This is a genomic window from Streptomyces sp. NPDC059534, from assembly GCF_042743475.1.
GTDB lineage: Bacteria > Actinomycetota > Actinomycetes > Streptomycetales > Streptomycetaceae > Streptomyces.
This window is the reverse complement of sequence record NZ_JBHWAQ010000027.1, coordinates 11,943-30,744: the sequence shown is the minus strand read 5'-3', so window position 1 is coordinate 30,744 and position 18,802 is coordinate 11,943. Positions and strand designations below refer to the sequence as shown.

The 18,802-nt window shown below is 68.9% G+C and carries 14 protein-coding genes and 3 pseudogenes; 8 read left to right on the top strand and 9 right to left on the bottom strand.

The annotated features are described in order from the left end of the window. Positions 1-56 precede the first annotated feature (56 nt). Positions 57-4,097, top strand: a complete 4,041-nt coding sequence (locus tag ACFVZH_RS28285) for an FG-GAP-like repeat-containing protein (protein ID WP_384901547.1) — start codon at positions 57-59, stop codon at positions 4,095-4,097. 723 nt (positions 4,098-4,820) lie between these two features. Further along, positions 4,821-5,117, top strand: a complete 297-nt coding sequence (locus tag ACFVZH_RS28280) for a hypothetical protein (protein ID WP_384901546.1) — start codon at positions 4,821-4,823, stop codon at positions 5,115-5,117. Between the two features lie 91 nt (positions 5,118-5,208). Here the strand turns inward: ACFVZH_RS28280 and ACFVZH_RS28275 are convergent. Next, positions 5,209-5,322, bottom strand: a pseudogene (locus ACFVZH_RS28275) (IS5/IS1182 family transposase); the annotation flags it as partial. 22 nt (positions 5,323-5,344) lie between these two features. On the opposite strand from ACFVZH_RS28275, the gene ACFVZH_RS28270 reads away from it, so the two are divergent. After that, complete coding sequence (locus tag ACFVZH_RS28270; RefSeq protein WP_384901544.1) at positions 5,345-5,812, top strand: hypothetical protein; 468 nt, start codon at positions 5,345-5,347, stop codon at positions 5,810-5,812. Between the two features lie 303 nt (positions 5,813-6,115). Continuing rightward, on the top strand, positions 6,116-7,468 hold the full coding sequence (locus ACFVZH_RS28265) for a DUF4157 domain-containing protein (RefSeq protein WP_384901542.1): 1,353 nt from the start codon (positions 6,116-6,118) through the stop codon (positions 7,466-7,468). Positions 7,469-7,674: 206 nt separating this feature from the next. Here the strand turns inward: ACFVZH_RS28265 and ACFVZH_RS28260 are convergent, their stop codons facing one another. From ACFVZH_RS28260 to ACFVZH_RS28245, 4 genes and pseudogenes are all read right to left on the bottom strand, one after another. Then, positions 7,675-8,403 carry an aspartate/glutamate racemase family protein gene (locus ACFVZH_RS28260; RefSeq protein ID WP_384901540.1) on the bottom strand — a complete coding sequence of 243 codons (729 nt, stop codon included), beginning with the start codon at positions 8,401-8,403 and terminating at the stop codon, positions 7,675-7,677. A gap of 360 nt (positions 8,404-8,763) precedes the next feature. Then, positions 8,764-9,114 carry a hypothetical protein gene (locus tag ACFVZH_RS28255; protein ID WP_384901538.1) on the bottom strand — a complete coding sequence of 117 codons (351 nt, stop codon included), beginning with the start codon at positions 9,112-9,114 and terminating at the stop codon, positions 8,764-8,766. 472 nt (positions 9,115-9,586) lie between these two features. Further along, positions 9,587-10,114: a GNAT family N-acetyltransferase gene (locus ACFVZH_RS28250; RefSeq protein WP_384901536.1), complete on the bottom strand. Its 528-nt coding sequence runs from the start codon at positions 10,112-10,114 to the stop codon at positions 9,587-9,589. A gap of 166 nt (positions 10,115-10,280) precedes the next feature. Continuing rightward, positions 10,281-10,496, bottom strand: a pseudogene (locus ACFVZH_RS28245) (UDP-N-acetylglucosamine--N-acetylmuramyl-(pentapeptide) pyrophosphoryl-undecaprenol N-acetylglucosamine transferase); the annotation flags it as partial. A 98-nt stretch (positions 10,497-10,594) separates the two neighbouring features. Here ACFVZH_RS28245 and ACFVZH_RS28240 point away from each other — a divergent pair. Next, entirely contained in the window at positions 10,595-11,017 is a 423-nt protein-coding gene (locus ACFVZH_RS28240) for a DUF6924 domain-containing protein (RefSeq protein ID WP_384901535.1), read from the top strand. Between the two features lie 152 nt (positions 11,018-11,169). Here the strand turns inward: ACFVZH_RS28240 and ACFVZH_RS28235 are convergent, their stop codons facing one another. Then, the gene (locus tag ACFVZH_RS28235; protein WP_384901533.1) at positions 11,170-11,904 is read right to left on the bottom strand and encodes a hypothetical protein; all 735 of its coding nucleotides are present in this window, start codon (positions 11,902-11,904) and stop codon (positions 11,170-11,172) included. A gap of 627 nt (positions 11,905-12,531) precedes the next feature. On the opposite strand from ACFVZH_RS28235, the gene ACFVZH_RS28230 reads away from it, so the two are divergent. After that, the gene (locus tag ACFVZH_RS28230) at positions 12,532-13,122 is read left to right on the top strand and encodes a peptidoglycan-binding protein (RefSeq protein ID WP_384901531.1); all 591 of its coding nucleotides are present in this window, start codon (positions 12,532-12,534) and stop codon (positions 13,120-13,122) included. 76 nt (positions 13,123-13,198) lie between these two features. Beyond that, positions 13,199-14,263, top strand: a pseudogene (locus ACFVZH_RS28225) (choice-of-anchor A family protein); the annotation flags it as partial. A gap of 504 nt (positions 14,264-14,767) precedes the next feature. On the opposite strand, the gene ACFVZH_RS28220 reads toward ACFVZH_RS28225, so the two are convergent. Then, positions 14,768-15,331: a dihydrofolate reductase family protein gene (locus ACFVZH_RS28220; RefSeq protein WP_384901529.1), complete on the bottom strand. Its 564-nt coding sequence runs from the start codon at positions 15,329-15,331 to the stop codon at positions 14,768-14,770. 303 nt (positions 15,332-15,634) lie between these two features. Between ACFVZH_RS28220 and ACFVZH_RS28215 the strand changes: the two genes are divergently transcribed. After that, entirely contained in the window at positions 15,635-15,973 is a 339-nt protein-coding gene (locus tag ACFVZH_RS28215) for a thioredoxin family protein (RefSeq protein WP_384901527.1), read from the top strand. 340 nt (positions 15,974-16,313) lie between these two features. On the opposite strand, the gene ACFVZH_RS28210 is transcribed toward ACFVZH_RS28215, so the two are convergent. Together ACFVZH_RS28210 and ACFVZH_RS28205 are read right to left on the bottom strand one after the other, a co-directional pair. Then, a complete protein-coding gene (locus ACFVZH_RS28210; RefSeq protein ID WP_384901525.1) occupies positions 16,314-16,859 on the bottom strand; it encodes an EF-hand domain-containing protein in 546 nt (181 codons plus the stop codon). A gap of 138 nt (positions 16,860-16,997) precedes the next feature. Beyond that, positions 16,998-18,671, bottom strand: a complete 1,674-nt coding sequence (locus ACFVZH_RS28205; RefSeq protein ID WP_384901523.1) for a cation acetate symporter — start codon at positions 18,669-18,671, stop codon at positions 16,998-17,000. Positions 18,672-18,802 lie beyond the last annotated feature (131 nt).

The window sequence follows — 18,802 nt, the reverse complement described above, 5'->3', positions numbered from 1 at the left end:
CGCGTAGCAGGAGTCGCTGGAGACGGACTCTCCACCGGGCCACAGCGGTAGCACTAGTGGGCTCGATCGCCCTGTGCATACCGCCGGCGTCGGCCGCCGAGCGGGCACAGGCGACCGTCGTGACGCCCGAGGACGACGGCAGTGTCAGCCCCGAGGACAAGGCCCTCCAGGAGGCGAAGAGCACTGGGAAGCCGGTCGAACTGACCTCCGCCCGGACCGAGTTGTCCGACACCTGGGTGAACCCGGACGGCACGTTCTCCGAGAAGAAGTACGGTGCGCCGGTACGTGTGCTGCGGGGCGGCGCATGGGTCGCCACGGACCCGACGCTCGAGTTCGCCGCCGACGGATCGGTGAGGCCCAAGGCCACCACCGTCGTCGTCACCTTCTCGGGTGGCGGCACCGGGCCGCTCCTCACCGGTGTGAAGGACGGCCGCACACTGTCGCTGTCCTGGCCGTCAGCGCTGCCGAAGCCCACCCTCAACGGCAATGTGGCCACCTACGCCGAAGTGCTGCCCGGCGTCGACCTCCAGCTCAAGGCCGAGGTCGAGGGCTTCTCCCAGCTCGTCGTGGTCAAGACCCCGCAGGCGGCCGCGAACCCGGCGCTCGCCCAGCTGAAGTACACGATGTCGACGGTCGGAGTCACGGTCGCCACCGACCCCGCGACCGGCACGGTGACCGCGACCAACCCCGCCGGGCAGACGGTCTTCACGAGCCCGTCCCCCATCATGTGGGACTCCACCACCACCGGAAGCGGCACGGCCGCGCCGCAGAGCCTCAAGCAGACGGCGGCGGCCCGGTCCCTGTCGGCGACAGAGCCCGAGGCCCCCGAGCCCGACAGCTCCTTCGAGCAGCCGTCCGGGTCCAAGGAAGCCGTCATGGCGACCTCCGTGAACGGCAGCACCCTGCAGATCACCCCGGACCAGCAGCTCCTGCAGGCGGCGGACACCACCTACCCCGTCTACATCGACCCCTCGTGGGCCTGGGGCGGGCGCAACAACTGGACCCGGGTGTCGAAGAAGTACCCGACCAAGAACTACCTCAACTCCAACGAGGTGGCCCGCGTCGGATACGAGAACGAGACCAACGGCCTGTCACGGTCCTTCTTCCAGATGGACACGGCCAACGTCCGCGGCACCAAGGTGCTCAGCTCCACCTTCCGCATCAAGAACGTCTGGTCCTGGTCCTGCCAGGACCGGCCCGTTCAGCTGTGGCACACCAAGGCCATCGGCGAACAGACCACCTGGAACAACCAGCCCGCCAAGATCGACTGGCTCTACAACGTCAACGACTCCAAGGGCTGGTCCAGCAGCTGCCCGGCAGGCAACCTCGAGTTCGACCTGACCTGGAAGATGCAGCGCATCGCCGCCGCCGGCGACACCAGCATCACCCTCGGCATGTACGCCGAGAACGAGTCCGACACCTTCGGCTGGAAGAAGTTCGACCCGAAGACCGCGACCCTGGAAACGGTCTACAACAACCCGCCCGCCACCCCGACCGGCCTGGGCACCAACCCCAAGACCGACTGCGCCAACGGCGGCCTCATCGGCAACACCACCGTCAGCCTCTACGCGTACGTGACCGACCCCAACGCCGGCAACCTGTCCGCCCAGTTCCAGGTCTTCCGCGGCGACGGAACCATGGTCGCCGACGAATGGATCCCCGGACTCAAGGACCGCGTCTCCACCCTGGTCGTCCCCGACGCCAAGCTCCCCACCGGCAGCTACACCTGGAAGGTACGCGCGTACGACCAGAGCGAGTACTCGGCCTGGAGCCAGACCTGCAAGTTCACCGTCGACCGCACCCGGCCGGCCGAGAAGCCGTCGATCAGCTCAAGCACCTTCCCCAACGGTGAGAACGGCTGGCCCGCCGGCACCGGCAAGGCCCGTAACCCCGGCTCCTTCACCCTCTCCGCCAACGGCGTCGACGACGTCACCTGGTACGGCTACTACACCGACTGGGACCCCGAGGTGAAGAGCGTCACCGTCCCCGCCGGCGGCTCGACCACCATCCAGCTCACCCCGCCCGGCGTCGGCCCGCACTTCGTCTACGCATTCAGCCAGGACCCCGCGGGCAACCGCTCCGACACCGCCGCCTACCTGTTCTACGCCGGCCGGTCCACCGCACGAGACCAGCCCGGCGACCTCAACGGCGACACCCTCCGCGACATCTGGAGCAAGGACACCTTCGGCACCCTGCTGACCTACGCCGGCCAGGGCAACGCGAAGTTCTCCGCCACCACCAACGGCGATATCAGTGGCCTGGGTTCGGCGCTGACGACCAGCTCGCTCGACTGGGGCCAGGACGGCTACAACGACCTGATCACCCTGCAGCACGACGCCAACGACAACATCGACAAACTCTGGGTCCACACCAACAACGGCCTCGGCCGCGTACAGGCGAAGAGCGCCCAGCAGATCAACGTCAGCTGCCCCGTCCGCGACGATGAGACGGGCTGCACCGAGGAGGGCGACGACCACTGGCAGGGCGCTTCCCAGATCATCAACCCCGGTGACCTGAACGGCGACGGACGAGCCGACCTGCTCGTCAAGCAGGGCAAGCACCTGTGGGCCTACTTCGGCGAGCGCAACCTCCTCCTGGACATGCACGGCGCGCCCGTGCTCGTGGGTGGCGAGGACTGGGACAAGTACAGCGTCATCACCCCCGGCGACCTCAACGGCGACAATGTCCCCGACCTCTGGCTCCGTGACAACGCCAACGGCGACATCCTGCGCACCTACGGCAAGCCGAGCTCCGACAAGAAGGCCGCCGTCGACCTGGCGACCTGGGGCTCCGCACCCCGCACCAGGGTCGGCGTCGGCGTCACCCAGGCCCTCTACCCCGAGGTCGGCTCGGTCGGCGACCTGTCCGGCGACGGCGTCACCGACCTGTGGGCCAGAAAGGCCGACGACACCGTCTTCGGCTGGTACGGCGAGATCGTGAGCGGCGCCGTCGGCTCCTTCTCCGGCGGATTCGACATCGACGCGGTGGCCGGCGCCCGGATCGCCTCCGGCACCACCCTGGCCTCCGGCGAACAGTTCACCACCACCGGCGCCAAGCTCGTCATGCAGACCGACGGCAACCTGGTGCTCTCCACCAAGGCCAACAAGCCGGTCTGGGCCACCAACACGGCAGGCAACCCGGGCGCCTTCGCCCGCATGCAGGCCGACGGAGCCCTCGTCGTCTACACCGCCAACGGATCCACCGCGCTGTGGAGCAGCAAGACCGGCAACAAGCCCAACTCCTACGCCGTCGTACTGGCCCGCGGAGTCCTGGTCCTCTACGACGCCGTCGGCCGAAGCCACTGGACCAGCGGCGGCCAGAGCCGACCCGACTACAACGACGACGGCAACACCGACGTCCTCGCCCGCGACGCCAACGGCGACATGTGGGTCTACCCGGGCACCGGAGGAACAGGCACCAGCACCCTGGGCAACCGCTACTTCGTCGGCAACGGCTGGTGGCGCGACTGGTGGACGAACGCCTACAACACCGACCTCAACAACGACGGTTACACCGACATCGTCGGACGCGACCGCAACGGCGAACTCCACCTCTACCCGGGTACCGACGGAAAGGGCACCTACCCCTTCGGCTCTCCCTCCCTCATCGGCCTCGGCTGGAACATGTACGACACCCTCGGCTTCGGTGACATCAACGGAGACGGCCGCACCGACGCCATCGGCCGCGACAGCGGCGGCGAGCTGTGGGTCTACCCCGGTACCGGCGGAACGGGCACCAGCACCTTCGGCAGCCGAATCTTCATCGGCAACGGCTGGTGGCCGGCATCGTGGACCAGCATGCGCTTCGCCGACATGAACGGCGACTACAAGGTCGACATCATGGGCCGCACCGACCAGGGCGACCTGTACGTCTACCCCAACACCAGCACCAACAACGGGAGCATCAGCTTCGGCGCCCGCTACTTCAACGGCAACGGCTGGTGGAACGGCTACTGGAACCCCTTCGCCACCGACCTCAACAGCGACGGCCCGGCGGAGTCCGTCGGTGTGACCAACAACGGGGAGCTGTACGACTTCCTCCCCAGCGGCCGCACCCTGATCGGCACCGGCTGGCAGTCCTTCGACGTCATCCTCTGACGACCGGCACCACACGCCACTGATAAGGGTGGGGCCCCGTCCCGGACGGGGTCCCACCCTTCGCGTTCCCCACCGGCTGCGAGCCTCTCCACCGACACGCCGCACCGCAGGCCAAAGCCCATCCGGCAGCCATGGCTGCCATCGGAATCCCCCGCACCAGCCGTCTATTCTCCCGGTATGCAGCGCAGCGATGTGAGGCGGGATGACGGCACGTGGGCGGGCCTGTCCCTGGACGCGCGGGACCGCCCCCGGCCCGGGCTGTGCGTGCTCAGTGCCGGGCCCCGGCTACTGGTCTCCCAGCTGTCGCGGCCTGCGCTGCTCGCCCTCGTCGACGAGCCCTCCAGGGCGTCGACTTCTGGCGCACCGACGCGTACCACTCCTTTGTCCCGCCGCTGCGCGCCGATGTCGGCCGCGCCCTCGCCGGCAGCCCGGAACGGTGGGCTCACCGCTTCGCACAGTACGTCGCCGACGCACCGGACAGCCCCCTGCTGCCCGTCTGCTCCATGACCTGAACACCGCGGGAAAGCCGACTTGGGCGTGGCCCTTGCCGGGCGGGGAGGCTGAGTGGCACCGCATCGCGCACGAGGTGACGGCCGGCCGGGACTGGTCCTGCGCCTGAGTCTTGGCAACTCCCGTGCCGCGCGGGCCTGAAGGGGTCGGGCGTCTTCTCCGGTTCATCTCGAAGGAGCGCAGCGGTAGGAGGTCGGCGATACAGTGCGCGCCGTGGATATACCCGACTGGTCCGTCTGGATCGCTCTCGCCCTGACGCTCCTGCAGGCCCTCGGCCTCGTCTCCGTGATCCGCCGGCTGGGCGGGCCCGACCCTGTGGTGCGCTCCAAGGCGCGTCTGGACCTGCTGGAGACCGTCGGCAGCCTCCTCGCCCTCGCAAGCTTCCTGCTGGGCCTGAAAGTGGCGGAGCCCTGGTTCTCGCTCGCCTTCGCCGGCTTCGCGCTCATGACCTTCGCCTACGCCGTGAAGGCCGTCCGGCTGCTCCGCGCCCGCCACCGCCCTACCGCCTGATCCGGAGGCCGGGCCGGAGCTACGACGTCCCGAGCACCGGAGCAAGGGCCGTCAGCAGACGGACTCCGAGGTCCCGCCTCGCGACCTCGGTGTCCGTGCGCTCGCGCCGCAACGCGGCCTCCGGCTTGCCGAACGGACGGGGGCTCAGCGCGGTGAACGGGGCTGTCCAGGACGGCTCCCTTTTCGCCGTGATCACACCAGCCACAGCGCATGGCACCATAGCGACCATGTCAGGTCAGGTGTGGGTGTCCCTCATATCATTGGGCGGCGTTTTCCTCGGCGGCATGCTGTCCTACCTCGTCCAGCACAGGACTCAGCTGTCAGCGGAGCGAGCCGAACAGCGGCGGCAGCAGAGTACGTTGTCAGAGGCACGGCGCGCGGAACGGGTGGCGCTGCTGGAGCGGTTCATCGAGGTGGCGGCCGAGGCCGAGCGGAGCGCCTTCAGCCGGCCTTCCGAGTGGGACGATTCCCACGCCTGGTTCATCGCGACCCAGGGCGTCATGAACAGGCTGTGGGTCGCAGAGCGGCTCATCCGCGTCCAGTTCCCCCTGCCCGTTCATGACGCGGCCCGGGCGTACTTCCTCGACCTCAACCGGACGGTGTGGGAAGGCTTGCCGGACGGCGAGAGCGTGCGGGACTACCTGGAGGGCAACCGGCTGACGTTCCTCGACGCGGCCCGGGCGGTCATGGGATAGCCCTCCCACCGGTCGGCCGAAGATCGTTTACGGTGCAGCCCTTGGGCGCCTGCTTCCTCTCAGCCCGTCCAGGGCTCTGCGGGCAGTGAAGTGTGCCCGGCGCTTTGCCCCTCACTTCCTTTCCGTACTTCGGACGGGGCTGTGTTGTGGGGATGGTCTCCCACCACGTCGACAGGAAGGGCGGCACCACGCATGGCTCATGAGAACGGCCGGACCTCCGGCCCTGAACGCTCCTCTCAGGTCCCGGTCCGGGCACCCGCGCCGCGGTCCGGTGCACTGAACATCCAAGGGACCGCTGGGAACATGGCGATGGTCCAGATGCTTCGCCAGGCCGGGCACACCTGGGTCCAGCCCTCCCGGTCCGAGGGAGCCGAGCAACATCAGCACGGGCCTGGCTGCAGTCACCAGGCCACCCGGGACGCCGGAACGACGGACGCGGCCCCGGTGCAGCGGTCCACCGTTCACGATGTACTGCGCGCCCCCGGCCGCCCCCTGGACGACACCACCCGCACCGACATGGAATCCCGCCTCGGCGCGGATTTCACCGATGTCCGCATCCACGATGACAGCGCGGCCCGCGAATCCGCCGCCGAGGTCGGCGCCAGGGCGTACACCTCGGGCAGTCATGTCGTCATCGGTGCCGACGGTGGTGACGACCACACGCTGGCTCACGAGCTCACTCACGTCATCCAGCAGCGCCAGGGGCCGGTGGCCGGAGCCGACCACGGGGACGGCCTGCGTGTCAGCGACCCTTCCGACCGCTTCGAGCGCGAAGCGGAAGCCAACGCCACGCTCGTGATGAGGGCGACCACAGACTCGACGGCTGCGGAACCCGGGGCACGTGGCCCTCTTTCTCCTGCCCGGGACAGTTCCCGCACGGCCGCCGTGCAGCGAATGCCACTCGATCCCCGGGGAAAGCAGAACGCCGCACCACCCCCAAAGCAGGGAGACCACCTCTTCAACAAATTGGCCGAGGCCGCGAATCTGCTCGGAGCAAACGCGAATGCGCGACTGGCAGCCGTTTTCAACGCAATCGACGAACCCACCAGAGCGGGCCTGCAAGCAAACTGGGCGGCCTTCAGGGTGATTCGAGACCGCTTTACAACCAATCGTGATCTGATGCTGAACAAGGCGGCTGAGGCCAAACAGGAGCGCCACCCGCACGACTACCCAAGGACGTTGTTCTTTGCCGCCGAGGGCATCGTCAGTCAGGCTGGCGGCGATGCCAACTCTCAGACATTCGGGACCTTCAGCAACACCCTGGCCAATCTGCCGGCTCTCTGCGGGACCACTGCCGGCGGGGTTGTCCAGCCCCTGACTCTTCCCGCTGACGTCAGCGGCGCACAGGGCGGATGGGAAAACCTCAAGGGCAAGGTCTACGACAGTGACGCGGAAAGGCGAGTAAAGGCCGCCCTGAAGGGAATCGAGAAGGGAAAGCACCTGAAGGGCTTCAACAAGTGGCTTCCCGAGACGAAGGACACCTATGTAGAACTGTACGAGTTGATGCTATCCACCGTCGAAGCACTTCAGGAAGTGACTTCGATGATCATCAGAGGCGGCGCAGCCACTGCCGCTGGTGCAGCTGCGGACAATGCCGCAACCACGAATTCCGCCGCTCCTGCCGCCGGGGAGACGGGAGCGGAGGGCCAGACCTGACGGGCGGCGATTTGCCCACGACCCCTGAGGCCGGGCCGGCAAGACCGCGGTGATGATGCCGAGACGGCGCACGTGCGCGCAGTCGGTGCCCACCTCAGCACGCGCCGGCCGCCAAGCCGACGCTGCCGCCGGACAGCTTGGCACGGTCACCACGGCAGCGCGTGTCAGGAGTGAGGGTCCCGGACGCGGCCATAGCCGGGCGGTAGTCAGCGGGATGAAGGCGCTGCGGGGCCACCGTTCCGGACGCCCTGCAGCGCTGCGTCTACGGCTGCCTCGGCGTGAATTCGCGCGGTGGGGAAGACCGGAACGGGACTGTCCTCCGGGCCGATGAGAAGCTCGATTTCCGTACAGCCCAGGATGATCCCTTCCGCGCCGGCGGCAACGAGGTCCCTGATGACCTCCCGATAGGCAGTGCGCGATTCCTCCCTCACGATTCCGAGGCAGAGCTCCTCGTAGATCACCCGGTGCACGAGCGCTCGCCCGTCGGAATCCGGAACGCAGACGTCCAGACCGCCCGCTTCGAGACGGCCTCGGTAGAAGTCCTGCTCCATGATGAACGCCGTACCCAGCAGTCCGACCCGGCGCAGGCCCGCCGCCCGTACAGCTTCCGCGGTGGCGTCCGCCAGATGCAGCAGCGGGATGGACACGGCCGCCCCGACAACATCGGCGACCTTGTGCATGGTGTTCGTGCAGATGAGCACGAGGTCAGCGCCGGCTGCCTCCAGAGACCGAGCAGCCGCGGCAAGGACCTCGCCGGCCTCCGCCCAGCGCCCCTGGACCTGCAACTGCTCGATTTCCGCAAAATCCACCGAATAAAGCACGCATCGAGCCGAATGGAGTCCACCAAGCCGGTCACGCGTCAACTCGTTCACCAACCGGTAGTACTCCGCTGTCGACTCCCAACTCATCCCACCGATCAGCCCGATCGTCTTCATCGCCCCACTCCTTCCGACCCCGAGCGCCATCCCGCTCACGGACCACCCATCCTTCCATAAGTGAAATAAGCAACGAGACTCGATGACATAAGACTCCCTTTGAGGAGGCGTCGCGGGCGGCGCTGAAAGGCAGTCGCATCCCCCTACAACTCCCACTCCCCCTCACCCCGCGGGCGGCTATGAAGGCGGCGAGCTGCGCCAGACCGTCGTTTGCTGGCCGGTCAGAGGGCATCCAGAAGGTCGCACCGGAGTGAAGGGGCGGCTTCAAGACGGGGTGGAGGCCGGGCAGCGATTCCGCGGGGGCGTCCGCTTGGGGGCCGAGCTCATGATGCTGCACAGCCCGAACGCACGGTGCGGCCGTCACGCCTCGGTTGCGGTGCCCTGGTGCTCGTGGCCGGTGTCGAAATAGTGGTCCAGATACGCTTCCTCACCCAAGGAACTGTCGCGCAGGAGAGAGAAGACCTCGTCTCCGTCGCCCGGCCGTCCTGCGGTGTCCAAGCGGTAGCACTGGGCCAGCTCCAGGTAGCGATGGCCGTTTTCCCTTGCATAGGTCCGTGCCTCGACCTCTGCCCTGGCGATGGCCTGGTCCATCGAGACGGCCTGCCACAACGTCAGGCGCTCCTCGTAAGGTGCGCCCTCCGAGGCATCCCATCGGAACACACAGCGAACCGCGTACCAGGACTTCCCGTCTGCCATGCCCGCGGCTACCATGCTGGAACTCCTTGAATGACACACCGCTCTGGGCATGTCGACCGGGTGCCCAGGACCTGGACAACCGCCGATTCTCACCGCCGAGAGTCGCCCCTGCAACCGGTTACTTGCACGGCGGGGCTTGTTCATAGCCCGGGTGATCGCGTGAGGTTGCAGGCAAGCGGTGGTGCGACCAGTTGCTGCTGGGCCGCCACGAAAGCAATGAAGCTCCGGTTGGCCTGGGTGACCGCCAAGTCGCCTACGCCATACCGCCTACCGCGAGGACACCTCCAAGGTCCGCACCGGACGCGGACCAGAGAACATGGCCGCCCTGCGCAACGCGGCGGGATCAACACTCTCCGCGGCCACGACCACCACAGCATCGCCGCCGGACTCCGCCACATCTCCTACGAGCCCTTCACCCGCCCCCTGGACCTTCTGCAGATCCCGTGGCCAGCGGCGCAGCACCATCACCACGACTCTGAATCAGCCCTCACCGGGTGGCCGCGTGTAGGTCCCGGATGTACCAATCGAATCGTGTGTCGTCATTGCGGTCCGTCTGCCCGCCCGGGGTGAACCCTGCCCGCTGGGCCACTGCGGCAGATGCGGGATTCTCCGGATCCACTTGGATCACCGCCTTCGTCGCGCCCTCGCATGCTGCGTACCGGGATGCCAACAGAACCGCACGCGTGGCCAGGCCACGTCCTCGCCAAGACGGATAGAGGCCGTACGCGACATTCACCTGCCCGGGCTCCAGACCTTCTGCTTCGAACCGCAAGTCGATCGTTCCGGCAAGTACCTCGCCAGCTCCCGCCCTGATTCCGAACGCGCGGAGCGGCCCGGCAGCCTCCCATTGTTCCCGGCAGTGCCGGAAGTACGTCTCGACGCCCTCGCGCGTGCCGGGACCGCCGTTGAGCCAGCGAACGAGCAACTCATCCTCTCCCGTGAGATGCGCCTGTGCATCCTCCAGGCGCAGCGGCGACAGAGCGATGAACCCGTCGGACAGCTTCACTTCATGCATCCGATGATTCTTGACGCCAGCACCGGGTCACACCATCGGATTCCGCAGGGCAACGCGCCGACCACAAGGGATGATCTCGGCGTGGCTGGGCTCGCGCCCGTGCCGCGGGAACCCGCGCCCCCGGTCTCCGCCAGGTAGCGGGCGTTGTGGGCCTCTTCGTCGCCGGTACGTACACGGTGGCCAGGCGACGGTCGAACCCGTGGAGCCCGAGCACCTCGACCGCCTTGTCGCTTTGCCCGGTCAGCACCTGTGGGCGCACCGGGTTACCGGTGACGACCGCCAGGTGGCGGACCGGTTCCGGCAGCAGCGGCACGGATGACTCCGAGGTCACCGCGATCCGCGAAGCGGACCTGGCCAGCCGGCGGTTGGCCAGGCCACTGCGAGTCACGGGTGGCTCGTCCCCTCATGGCTATGGCGTCACACCGGCAGGACGTAGGGACCAGAGCTCGGCCTGTGAGGCTCCGTGGGACTATCGCCTGTATGGACCTGCCCGAACCCGAGGATCTGACCTCGCTCGTCCTGCGTACCGACTTCAGCAGCGCTGCGGCGTGGGAGGCGGTGCGAGCCGCGATCGACGACTCGCACGAGAACCCTTTTGCGACGTACGTCAGCGATCACGCATTCAAGGGCGTGAGTGTTCAGGCACTGGTCGATGCAGATGCGGCCGCTGACGACGATGACGCACTCTGCTACCTGTTCGTCGCGGACGCGCTCACCATGACGGACGAAGAGCATTCGCTCCTGGCCGTCGACCTCTATGACGAACCCGGTCGCACGTTCCGGGTGCCGCCACGCTGGTACGCCGACGTCTCCGCCAACCTGACGATCTCCAACATGGACTTTGCCGAGTTCGCCGATGCCGCGGACGCGTCTGGTACGTTTCGCGGCTTCGACGGCGACTGACTGGCCGTCGGGGCCGCAGCCAGTCGTTGACGGTAGGACGACACCGCTGGATGTTGCACGGTCGACTGCGTGGTTGAGGTCGGCGTCACCGGGTGTGGTCGCCGGGGGTGTCTCGTTTCCCAGGGCCGTCAGCTTCGGTGATCAGCCGGGGGCTACTTCACGGGCTTCCACACGTGGCAGCCCTCGGATGTGAAGTGCCCATCCGACGGCCGGATCGTCACCGTGCTCTTCCGCGCGTCGGTGGCGTACTTGCTTTCGATGATGCGGCCGGCTTCGCTGGTGCGTTTCCAGTAGCAGGATTCCTTGTTGCCCTCGGAACGGTACGTCCCCGGCGGCATCGACTGCTCGCCCTCCGCCGGCTTCGGTGAGACCGCGTATGTGCCGTCCCTGAACCAGCGGTCGTACTTCCCTGATGCCGCAGCCCTCACCGCAGCCGTCCATTTCGGGCACAGCTCCGGGATCCCCGCCAGCAGAATCTGCTTGCCGTCGTCCCAGAAGTAGGCGCCTTCGGCGAGCCGCTGGGCCGGCGACTGGTCGTCCTTCTCGGCCCTGGGCAGTTCCTCGCACACTGTGGTCACCATGTCCGACGGCGAGTCGTACGTATCGTCGTCGTATTCCCAGCCCTTCTGCGCGGCGAGCGCGTCCAACTTCGCCGCCGGCCCCACGGGCGGCCCCTCGATAACCGGCGCCGTCGGCTTCTCCGTGGCATACGCGTCTTCCGTCGGAAACGGCAGCTCTGTCGGCAGCGTCGCCTCGTCCAAGGGGGCCTCGCCCACCACAGGCGGTGCGGGTGACACTCCATCACCCGCACCGCCCGAACACCCCGATATCAGCACCGCCACAGCCACCACTGCTGCCGCGGCCCCCACTCCTCGTACATACCTCATGAGCCGAACCATGCCACCCAGAGCAGGCCCGGGGGATCACAAACCGCAGATCGACGATCACCACGTGAAGCGGGCTCGACAGCCGCATCACGGGACATCCACCGTGCCGGCCTCTCACCCCCGGCAGGCCGGAGTCGCCGCGCGCTCGAACGCCTCGCCCGCGATCTCGATCGCCGCGGTCACGGCTGCCTCCTCCATCCCGCACCGCGGAAATGTGATGTGCGTCACGCATTAAAAGTCCTTTAAGGAGCAAGGTCGCGAAAATTCCGATTTCTTCTGCATTGGGGTCAGTTGACGCTCACTTTGAGCGGCGGTCAAGATCTGTACGGCTTCGCCACACCTCCCTCAGCTTCACCTCATCTGGAGCACTCCATGCGCAACAGGGCTGCCCTGACCACAGCAGTCACTTCCGGTGCCCCTGAACCTGCGTACGGGGACGATCGGGGCAACCGCGTCTTCGGGAAGGTCGCCGGGCCGGACGGCAGGGGTGCGGGGGCGCGCGGGCGGGACGTCGAGCTCTTCGATGCCAACGTCTGGCTGCCGGAGGTCCCCGCTCGGGTCACGACGGCCGACCGCGGGGCACGACGGGCCCGGAGTGCCCCTACGACACCCCTGGCAAGGCGGCCCATGTCGCTGCCCCTGATGGTCGCCGGCGCGCTTTCCGCCGGGGTCGGCGCCGCGTTGACGGTCTGGCTCGGCACCGAGCCCGCCCCCGGGCCTCCGTCGGGTCCCTCGCTCACGCTTCCTGTCGTCGTGGCACTCGACCGGCCGTCGGTTCAGGACGTGGCCGGCGCGCCGTCGGCCTCCAGAACGACCGCCGCACGGTCGACGTCTCTCGCCACACCATCGGCCGGCCTGCCCCACGCCCCCACGCCGACCTCCACGCCCTCGTCCACCGACACGCCCTCCCCCACAGGCACGTCCGCCCCCGCCCCCTCCCCCGTCGCCGCATCGACGCGCCCGCCGGCATCGCACCGTCCCCATCGAACCCCACGACCCGAGCCGCGCGACCCCGCTCTGGGAAGTACCGGCCCCCAAGTCGCCGACCTCCAGCGCCGTCTGCAGCAGCTCTACCTCTATCTCGGCTCGGCCGACGGCGTCTTCACCGAGACCGTGGGGGAGGGCCTGCGCCGCTACCAGGTCGCGCGGGGCATCCCGGAGGAGTACGGGGTCTACGGCCCCCTTACTCGCGCCAACCTGCGATCCGAGACCGACTGAGTCCTGCCGCCGGGCGCACCCGGCCGGCTCCACATCCCCCACCATCCCCTCGTAAGAAATCGAAAGGTTCACGTAGATGAGCACCACCGCAAGCACGGGCAAGCGAGTGAGCAGCGCCATGACAGTCGCCCTTGGCCTCACGCTCGGCCTCACCGCAGCGGGCAGCGCCTTGGCAGCCACGCCGCTCGCCCCGGCACCGGCCCCGGCAGCGGGACAGGCTCGGACGTGCCCGGCTCCCGGCGAAGAGCCCCGGATCGGTCACGAACCGCGGTTCACGGACGCCAACGTGGCTCTCTACACCGGCGGCGACTACGCCGCCGACGGTGCGTCAGCCGAGGCCGAAGGCTTGCTCGTCGTCGCGGGCGACGCCACCTTCGCCAAGGCGTCCGGCGGTGTGTTCAACGTCGGGCGGGTCGGCGCCGGTTCCGGCATCCTGCCCGCGCCGGGATCCGTGATGCTCGCCGTGGGCGGGAACCTGACGATCGCCCGTGGCACGACGGTCGACGTCGGCCACGGCCTCACGTCCGGGCCCGGCTACGGTGGCGCCGTCCGTGTCGGGGGCGGGATCGACGAGAAGGGGACCCTGGAGACGAACGGCGGGGGCCGCTCGTCGGGCGTGGGAGCGCGTGCGGCACTCACGCCGTACGACGCGTTCGCCGACACCGTCCGCAGTGAGTCGACGTCCCTTGGTTCCCTGAAGCCCACCGGGACGACCAGGCGACAGGGCGGCACCGTCACCTTCGAGGGCGGCCGTGGCGCGGCCGGGAGCCCGCAGGTGTTCGAGATCTCCGCCAAGGACCTCGACGGTGCGTCGTCCTTCGACTTCCGGTCGATTCCGGAGGGATCCGCCGTCGTGGTGAACGTGACGGGCAGCCAGGCCGTCGGCATCTCCCCCCTGTCCGTCGGCTTCAACGGCGACCGCGTCGACGTGTACGACTCCGCCCACTTCGGTGAGGCCGCGTCGCGGATCCTGTACAACTTCGAGGCGGCCCCGTCCCTCACCCTGGGCGGCGGAGGGAACTTCATGGGCTCGATCCTCGCGCCCAAGGCGTCGGCGGACCTGACGGCCAGCACGAACGGCCGCGTCTACGTCGGAGGCGACCTGCGCACCCACGGCACGGGCAACGAATCCCACAACTACCCGTGGACCGGCACCTCGACGTTCGCGTGCAAGCCGTCGCCCGGTGGCCCGAGCAGCACCCCCACGCGGCCCCTGCCGACGCCCTCCACGCCGTCCCCTTCCTCCTCCACCGAGACGCCCCCCGCCACCCCGGAAACGACGGAACCCGCCCCGTCCGCTCCCTCCACTCCTCCCACTGAGGGCGGCTCCGCCCCCGCCGCACCCCACACGGCGCCCCCTTCGCCGTCCGCCACCGAGCACGGCGACGGCTCGCTCGCCACCACGGGCGCGCACTTCACCCCGTACGCCGCCACCGCCGCGGTCCTGGCCGCCGTCGGCGCCGCGATCCTCGTACTCACCCGCCGCCGCCGCGCGAACGCCAGCGCTGAGGAGCCTCGTTCGGATGCGCGCCACCGTCGGCTCCATCGCGGGGGGGCGGGTCCGGAAGCCGCGGCCCGATCCGCGCCCACCGCCTCCACAACAAGTGCTTCACATGCCACCAAAGGAGCGACGTCTCAGTGTGCTCTAGCGCGGCACGTGGTAGCGGAGGTAGACGACTCCCGAGGGGAAGGTGCGGGTCTCGAGGAGTTCGAGATCGACGCGGCGCTCGCGGTGGGGAAAGAACGGAGTGCCACCGCCGACCAGGACCGGGTAGACCATGGCCCGGTACTCGTCGATCAGGTCCGACGCGGCCGCCTCGGCGGCGAGGGTCGCGCCGCCGATGGCGATGTCGCCCTCTCCAGGCTCGGCGCGCAGCCGCTCGATCTCCTCTGCCAGGCCGCCGGAGGCCAGGCGGGCATGGCCCTGCACCGCTGACAGTGTCCTGGAGAAGACCACCTTGGGGAGCGGATTCCAGAGCGCGGCCCATTCGAGCATCGAGTCGTCCAGCGACGGATCCTGATCGGCGGTCTCCCAGTACAGCATGGTCTCGTACAGCCGTCGCCCCAGCAGATGGACGCCGACGTCTCGAATCTCGTCGATCCAGAAGCGAAATACCTCCTCGTCGGGTGCGGTCCAGTCGAAGGTGCCGTCTGGCCCGACGATGTATCCGTCAAGTGAGGTGCCCATCGAATAGGTCACGCTGCGCATCAGAAGTCCTCCTCGGTAGCGGATTCGACAGTACGGCCGCCGGACGTCGGACGCCGAAGGACTCGGCGCGGCTCGCGGGATCCCCTGTGCCGAGTCACCTCACGAGATCTCACTGGGTCACCGGCGGGAAATGACCGGGTTCAAACGCATGGCCACCGGTGACGACGAGGCGGGCCTGCTGCTCGCCGTCGTCCTCCAGGTGGGTAAGGCGCATGCAGAGGGTCCGTGACCTGACGGCGGCTGTGCCGTGCCGCGTGGGAGATGATGGGGGTGGAATGATAAAACGCGAGGTCAGGAGCTTGCATGGCGAAGCGGGTTCATCAACCGCGTGAGGACGCGGAGTTCGATTTCATCCTCAGGGTGAGCGGAGTCCCGGTCCTGGCTTACTTCATCGGGACGTGGCCCAAGGCCGTCGAGCCCAGCCGGGTGATGGACCTCGTCGTGGGTGGTCTCGCCGACGAGTACGCGGGCCGTCTCACGGCCGTGCGTGTCGACATCACGCGCTGTCCGGCCGCGACGGAGCGGTACGGGATCACCGGGGCCCCGTCCTACGTCCTACTGAAGGACAAGCAGGCGGTGGCGCATGGCACGGGTCCGACGAGCAGCGTCGAGGTCCGGAAATGCCTGGAGGAGCATCTCTGAGGCACGGCTCCCTCTCCGTGGAGGGAGATGTCTCATGCGCCTTCGCCGGGTGGGGCGGGGCCGCCCTGGTGAGGTCCGTCGCAGATCGCGGTCGGAGGCAGGGGCAGGAGCAGGGGCTGAGGAGCATGGCTGCTCGGGTCGGCGGCGTTGTCAGTGGGGTGGCGTACGGTCCTGGGTGATGGCCGGTCGGAGATCGTGAGGGACTCGCGGCGATGGGGGGCGGGTCGGACAGGCCCCGGCTGTGGCTCGGGTCTGGAGATGTGATGCCGTTGCCTTGCCCCCCCAACTCCACCGGTGTCGGCGTGCCGGCCTCCGGCGGGGTGGCTGCCGGGTGTGGTCGTCAGGTGCGGGTCGGCACGGGGCCGCACAGGTGGTTGCCCGGGTCGGCGGGGTTGTCGCTCGTCCAGAACTGGATCCACAGTTCGGTGAACTCGGGGCGGCTGAGATAGCCGTCGCCGTCCTGGTCGAGGTGGTCGAAGACATCGGCGATGTCGACGTTCTCGCCGTGCCACGTGTCGACGAGCCGCTGGTGCTCGGCGGGGGAGATACGGCCGTCGGCGTTCTCGTCGACCGCGTCGAAGACGGTCTCGGCGGTCGCGGCGACGACCTCGCGCATCGTGGGCAGTCTGTCGACCATGGCGAGGATCTCGTCCAGGTCGACCTTGCCGTCCTTGTTCGTGTCCGCCTGGGCCGCGAGAAGGTCCCACCATCCCAGCATGACCCCGTCCACGCGCGCGGCAAGGTCGGATCCCGGCAGCACACGGGGCAGGCCCCTCCAGCGTTCCGCGAGGGCCTGGAAGTCGCTCTGGTCGAGGTAGCCGTTGCCGTCGGCGTCGAACGCGCGGAACATGTTCACGAGCTTGTCGCGCTGGAACTCACTTGCCACGGTCAGCCTTTCCGTCGGGTTCCCGGCGATCCTGCCCGCGTCGGGCCGCGCCCCAACGGCGCCTGGCAGCTCGGGAGGGTGTGCACGGCCCCTGCTCGCGCACCCGATGCCTCACGCGCCCCGTTTGACCGCCCGGGATCACCCCTGGGGGTGAAACGCGGCCTCCCAGGGCGGCGGTATCGAGTGGGCGCCGCGTCCTTGACCGGACACCCCCTCGGGCGGGTCGTCAGCGGGCCGGGAGGTTCGGACCGTGATGCTGCCCAGCCAGCCGAGGGCGAAGCCGAGGGGGATGGAGAGGGGGGCGACGGACTGGAGGGGGAGCAGGGCGAAGTCGTGGTGAGGGAGGAGGGAGGAGGGGAGGCCGGAGACGACGGGGGTGAAGGTCTGGAGGACGAGGACGCCGGTGGCGCCGCCTGCGAGTGTCCACAGCAGGCCGCGTTGTGTGAAGCGGCTCCAGAAGAGGGAGTAGACGAGGGCGGGCAGGAGGCTGGAGGCGGCGAGGGCGAGGGCCACCCAGCTGAACATCTGCATGTTCCAGGCGAGGGCCGCGTAGGTGAGTGCGATGCCTGTCGCGCTCACGGCGACCGCGCCCCAGCGGGCGGTGCCGAGCTCGACTTCTCTGTCCTGGGCGTGGGTGCGGCGCAGGGCGTGGCGGTAGAGGTCGTGGCCGATGGCGGCGGAGGCGGTCAGGGTGATGCCCGCGATGACGGCGAGGGAGGTCGCGAAGACGGCGGTGGCGACGAGGACGAAGAGGATCGCTCCCGGGGTGGAGCCGGGGCCGCCGGCGAGGGTGCCGGTGGTGAGCATCAGTGCGCCGGTGCCTCCGGGGCTCACCGCGGCCAGTTTCGCGCTGCCGACGGTGGCCGCGGTGCCCAGGCCGATCAGGACGGTGAACGCGATGACGGTTGCGACCACGAGCAGCGCGCCGCGGACGGACCTGCGGGCGGCCTCGGGGCCGGGCGTGGCGTGCAGGCGCATCAGGACGTGCGGCATCACGGCGGCTCCGAGCACGATGCTGAGCTGCAGTCCGACGAAGTCGAAGGTCCAGCTGGCGCTCGGGTTGGAACGCTGGAGGAGCCCCGGCCGGAAGTACGCGGGACCGGCGCCGTTGGTGGTCTCGGCGGCGTCCAGCAGGGCGGCCGGATTCCAGCCGAAGCGGGCGAGGAGCGCGCCGGCGACCAGGGTCAGCGCCACCAGGACGACGACCGACTTCGCCGTCTGCAGGGCGGTGGCGCCGCGCATCCCGCCGACGGCGGTGGCGCAGGTGATGAGCACCCCGGTCATCACGGCGATCGCCCGTTGCGCGCCCACTGTCTCCAGGCCCAGGAGCTGCGCGGTCACCAGCGCCACCGCGGAGAGCTGTACGACCAGGTAGAGGAGACACACGAGCAGGGTGACGACGGCCGCCGTGACCCGCACCGCCGTCCCCGGCGCCCGGTCGGCGAAGACGTCGGCGAGGGTGAAGCGTCCGCGCGCCCGCAGTGGGCCGGCGAGGAGGAACAGGAGGACGAGGGCGGCCAGGGCACTGCCCGCGACGAACAGGCCGTCGAACCCCATGAGGGCGACGGTCCCCGCCGTGCCGACCACGGTCGCCGACGACACGTAGTCGCCCGCCAGCGCGAGGCCGTTGCGCAGGGGCTTGTTCCGGCGCCGGCCGACGTAGAAGGTCTCGGCCTCCTCGCGTTGGGGCCCCAGGAGCAGACAGGCGAAGAGCGCGGCGACGACGACGAGAAGGAAGCCGATCAGGACCGCGCTCCGCGTGTCACCGGCGGACACGGACGGTTCTGCGGCGAGGAAGACAGGGGCGGTCATGGTTCTCCAGGGCGCGGGGAGAGGCAGTGGCCCACGAGAACACGGTCCGGGCCGTCAGGGCAGGGGCACGCCCGCAGACGGGTCACCGGCACACCGGAGGGGTCCGGGGATCTGTGCGCGCGACCAATGCC